This window comes from Candidatus Thioglobus sp. (assembly GCF_028599055.1).
Lineage (GTDB): Bacteria > Pseudomonadota > Gammaproteobacteria > PS1 > Pseudothioglobaceae > Thioglobus_A.
In genome coordinates, this window is record NZ_JAQRMS010000087.1 from 1 (window position 1) to 4,982 (window position 4,982).

Sequence of the window (4,982 nt, forward strand, 5' to 3'; positions counted from 1 at the left end):
TACGTGAACTCAAATGTTCCAGAAGTTTAAGCAGATCTTGCTTCACTAGTGACACCCGGCGTACTACTCATTTCAAAAACCCTATGACAAGTCATGAAAAAAGGACAAACGGATATTATAAGACGTCAAGAGGCCTTAAAAAAACTTCAGTGGTGGTAGGCTTGTATCAGTAGACCAGACAAGGGGCCTTAAAAACAACTTCAGTGGTGGTAGGCTTGTATCAGTAGACCAGACAAGAGGTCTTAAAAACAACTTCAGTGGTGGTAGGCTTGTATCAGTAGACCAGACAAGGGGCCTTAAAAAACAACTTCAGTGGTGGTAGGCTTGTATCAGTAGACCAGACAAGAGGTCTTAAAAACAACTTCAGGGGTGGTAGGCTTGTATCAGTAGACCAAACATTTGCCGCAAACAAGGGTCGAACCTTGACAGTGACCGTTACTCGGAAAAACCACCACCAATGACTCTCATGTCGGGAGCGTGTATCAATATATGACACCCTTATTGATGGGTAGCCTGCTTGCCCGATTCTGGAAGTTTTCATGTTTTCTATAGGTTGCAATAGCTCAATTATTTGTTTACAATGCAGCGGTAAGATTTTGACCCGAAGACAGAGGACCGTATTAAGAGTAAAAGGGAATGTGATTGGATGAATGTGTACTTGAATTTTTTTTTCTTGGAAGCTGAACCACTTTTGTTAAAATATAAGAGCATTTGATGAAGATTAGAAAATAAATAAAGTGGAATTCATTTTTTTTTTATTTGCATGGGGTGGTGTTTTTTTTTACTTGAATTTAGTGCGGAATAAGAAAGCTTCCATATCAACTGAAATTTATGAATAGAAGAGCCGCGGAACGCATATTGTTGTTGGGTTTTTTTAATAAACTTTTACAAGTCTTTTTTCATAAACTGAAAACCAAATTTGATTACCAATTGTATTTTTTTTTTTAATAGTATATATTTTGTACTGACTACCCTATGGAAGATGCATTGTAAATAATTGCACTCTTGTAACCACATAGAGTGAGCGTAGCAGGAACGACAACTCTGGATAGAGAATGTCACGAGCCATGTGGACTTCCCAGAATTTACATAAACATTTTCTTTATAACTTGTTGCTCTTGCTTTTCAGATTCAGACTTGTTCTCGCACTATACGATTACACTTCGATATTTAATAAAAGTTATATTCTTCATTCGCTTTAATTACTCATTACGTCACAATATGTTCGAGTCGTGGTCGGGTTACCCAGAGACTATGACATTGATATTTGTTGCTGCTCCTAGAAGTTCTTAGAAAGAAAGAGAAATCAGAATAATATTTGTAAAGTAAAGTAAAGTAAATTTTATTTTAAGTCGGCATATATATATATATATATATATATACAAATCAACATGACAAACATGAGCTTTGAAGAGCTCTTTTACCGACTGATAGTTTAAAACAAAACAGCAAAAGTATAACAAAACACACATATAGGTACATACATAAAAATACTAGCAGAAATTTAAAACATCTATATTAAATATACTAAAAGATGCCAGCAATTGACTAAAAATTTAAACATGCAGAAATTATTTAAACTAATTAAAATACAAACACTAAGTAAATAATTAAAATAAATTAGAAGCCTAAAAAGTAACTTTATTAAGTAAAAGACAGAGCACAAATTTTCAAAGTAACACAGTTGTGTCTGAGTGGAGCAACATATCTACAAGCTGTTGTTTAAGTAAGTTAACCCTAAGAATCCAGCTCATCGTGTTGGTCTAGTACAAAGAGTACATCATCCGTGGCGGATGTAGAGGGGGCGTGTACCCTCCCTACAATTGGAAAAAAAAATTTGCGTAAAATCGTGATTTTTCACGCGAAATACCCCTAAAATTTGATTTTTTTTTTGCGTAAAATCATGATTTTTCACACCAAATACCCCCAAAAAAATTCGCGCTTCGTTACACTCTGTGCCATTTTTTTGCACGCCCCTCCTCCCCCCTAACTGGAAATCCTAGATCCGCCCCTGATCATCATCATCTCATCATTATGTAACTTCTTCTCGCCATGGTATATCTGAAAAAATTGCTTATTTGGCGTCAAACAACCATCACTCAATCACTGAAAAATTCCATTTATAAGCATTCATTTTTATGATGGTGTGTATTCTTCTTGTGAAGAATCAAATCTGTACAAGTTGTTTATATTTTTCATAGTTGTTGGAGATCTAATTATGAAGAGTGTTTACGTCGTTATAATTCCATTAATTAAACTCCGTCATATTTGTGTGATTATGTCACGCCAGGACCTGTGTGTGTGTGTATGTGTGCGTGCGTGCGTGTGATGTTTGCCTACTTTTCAAAATATCCTCTTGTTTTGTATTTTCAAAGCCATTAATTATGTATGTAAAATTTAACTGGTTTGCTTTTTTTAATACGTTTAATTCGCCATTGTGACAAATAATATGTACATACAATGTAGTAATGATATCGTCATAATAAACAATTGTTTCTTTTAAAAAAAAATCCAATTGGATGAGAGTATAAAATTACAAATGGTAATACAAACAAATAATATACAATAAAATTAGATCACACCATTTGAGTATTAATCATCTTGTACTAAAGTATAACGACCGTGTAACACAAGAAGTCATTATTTTAACATCTGCCTCTTTTTTAAAATTACATTTGCAGTTAAAAAGAAATGAAATTCATCCTCTTTATGTCTCCGCCATTTGAGTGAGAAATTGTTTTCGTCATGTTTGTGTAACTCCTCCTACATTTTAAATAGCAATTCCTCAAACTTGAACGACTTCTTACAATATAAAGATCCCTATCATTTTGAAAGTTCATATGTGTAGATGTTACAACCAACAAACAAACACATCTTTATTTTCCAATTAAGGATCCCTTTCGGGCAGAACAATTAACAAATTTAATACAATGATTGTATATTGATTACATTGATTGGACATATTATGAAAAAAACCAGGATCTATATAAATCCTTGGAAACAACAACCAATAAAAATTTAAACATATCATTAACATACATGTAGTAATATTAATACATTCAGATGTATGCTGTATAACAAGTACAGTGACCCATCAGTTGTAAAATAATAATGGTCGAGCTTCAGAGTATTTATATACAAAAATATATATCAAGCATATAAATTTACACTTGATGTACATGTATTGACCGTTTGATTTGGAATTGACCATCAAAGGTGTGTGCCTGCAACACCTACATTTCAAATAGTAAGTATGTAAGTAAGACCGATCCGGGATCCGGATATAGAGTAGCCAAGTTTGAATGGATATTGAATAGTGACCAATCCAGATACAACGAATGAATAAATATTGAGCATAGAAACAATCCGGATACAAGAACAATAAACAAATGTACAAAAATTGAGGCAAAATACATAAAATAAAAACTTGGCTTCAAATAAACTTTCGGATGTACCAGAGAGACTTGTATCCTCTGACCACATTAATGACACCTTCTGTGAAGTCATATTTTTTTAATACCCAAAGCCAGTTCAGGAAATGATAATCGTAATTGAAACAAGAATACGATTTCCATCTCACGTGTTAAGGATTCGGACACTCATGGCTGGTGGTTTACCAGTCAGTTTGTTAAAACTGACCAGACTTTCTCCATCCATCAAGCAATGAAGCAAGTCTGATATACCCACTTCAAATGTTAAGGATTCGGACACTCGTGACTGACAGGGACCTACAGTGTGCCCATGCGTTAAGACGGCATTGATGACTAGTGGGTCCCCCGTCCGTTCAAGGTTTCCTCTGTCCATCAAGACCGGTATTCGTGGCAATAGCTGAATAATTACTGTAAGTGTCAATTAGCACCAGTAGCCTTAGTATAATTCGTCATTTTCTGACCGTAATACTTTTTTTTCACAGTCACTTGTACAATACCACGTGGTTTGTAAACATGGACGCCAGTAGTAATGTGTGTACATAATTCGTCAGAATTTGACGAGTCGGACGACTCCCTGTTATCACTTGTACATAAATTTTCATAAAGGGGAATGGGTGTTTCTTCATAATACGTTCCCCGTATTTCTTCCCTGCTTATGCCGATTTCACGAGGTCCTTCCATTCTTTCGTAATCTTCAAAATCGCGTAATCGGTATGCATTTACGTCTTCAGATAATTCTTTGCCATGTACCAACATTATATTGTCAGGATCTTCTATAGAAAGTGCATTAAAATTCCCGTATTGCTCGGAATAATCCACATTTTCTGATTTGACCTTTCCGTATTTTTGGTTGAACTCTTTGGTCAGTTCTGGGAATAGTTGTGGATACATTTTGGTATCATTAACCTTTTGACCTTTAACACTTGACGGATTATTGATCTTTTCGTCTTCCGAAGCTATAGGTGTGTTGCCAAGGTGACCTAGATCAGATATTGAGGTATATTTCTTCAGATATCTTGTCTTTTTAAGATTCGAATGTATATGCATCTCATTTGCGTTAGAATAAGTGTCCACCGTCGGAATCTGTATTAATAAATTGAAAGTTTCATTTTAGTGAGTGCGTGATGATTCGATGAGATAATAATGATATATACTTTGTATTGGTACTGTATTGTATTGTACATGAACGCGGAGGAGTTCGAAAATCTAACAATAATTTCAAAACGGGCCAAGCAAGCTTCCTTTAAAAGACCAATTTAGCGTATCCTGATAATTTTGTTTACATATCGATGGTTTACTCCGCGTAGCTTGAGAAAGTGAGTTATGCACCAATAAGACAATTGATGATACCAAAGGGCAATCAAAAGGTAAAAATCGAGGGACAAACAATGCAATGGACAAAAGAGAGAAGACTTAACAAAAGGCAGGTGTACGTGAACTCAAATGTTCCAGAAGTTTAAGCAGATCTTGCTTCACTAGTGACACCCGGCGTACTACTCATTTCAAAAACCCTATGACAAGTCATGAAAAAAGGACAAACGGATATTATAA

At 34.9% G+C, this 4,982-nt stretch carries 1 protein-coding gene; it reads right to left on the minus strand.

The features are described 5' to 3' along the window. Positions 1-3,848 precede the first annotated feature (3,848 nt). Entirely contained in the window at positions 3,849-4,478 is a 630-nt protein-coding gene (locus tag PSN35_RS05965) for a hypothetical protein (RefSeq protein WP_300030818.1), read from the minus strand. Between the last annotated feature and the right edge of the window lie 504 nt (positions 4,479-4,982).

Bases quoted from the DNA above. Each gene is read 5' to 3' on its own strand.
- PSN35_RS05965 (WP_300030818.1), bottom strand. From the start codon at position 4,478: ATGCATATACATTCGAATCTTAAAAAGACAAGATATCTGAAGAAATAT.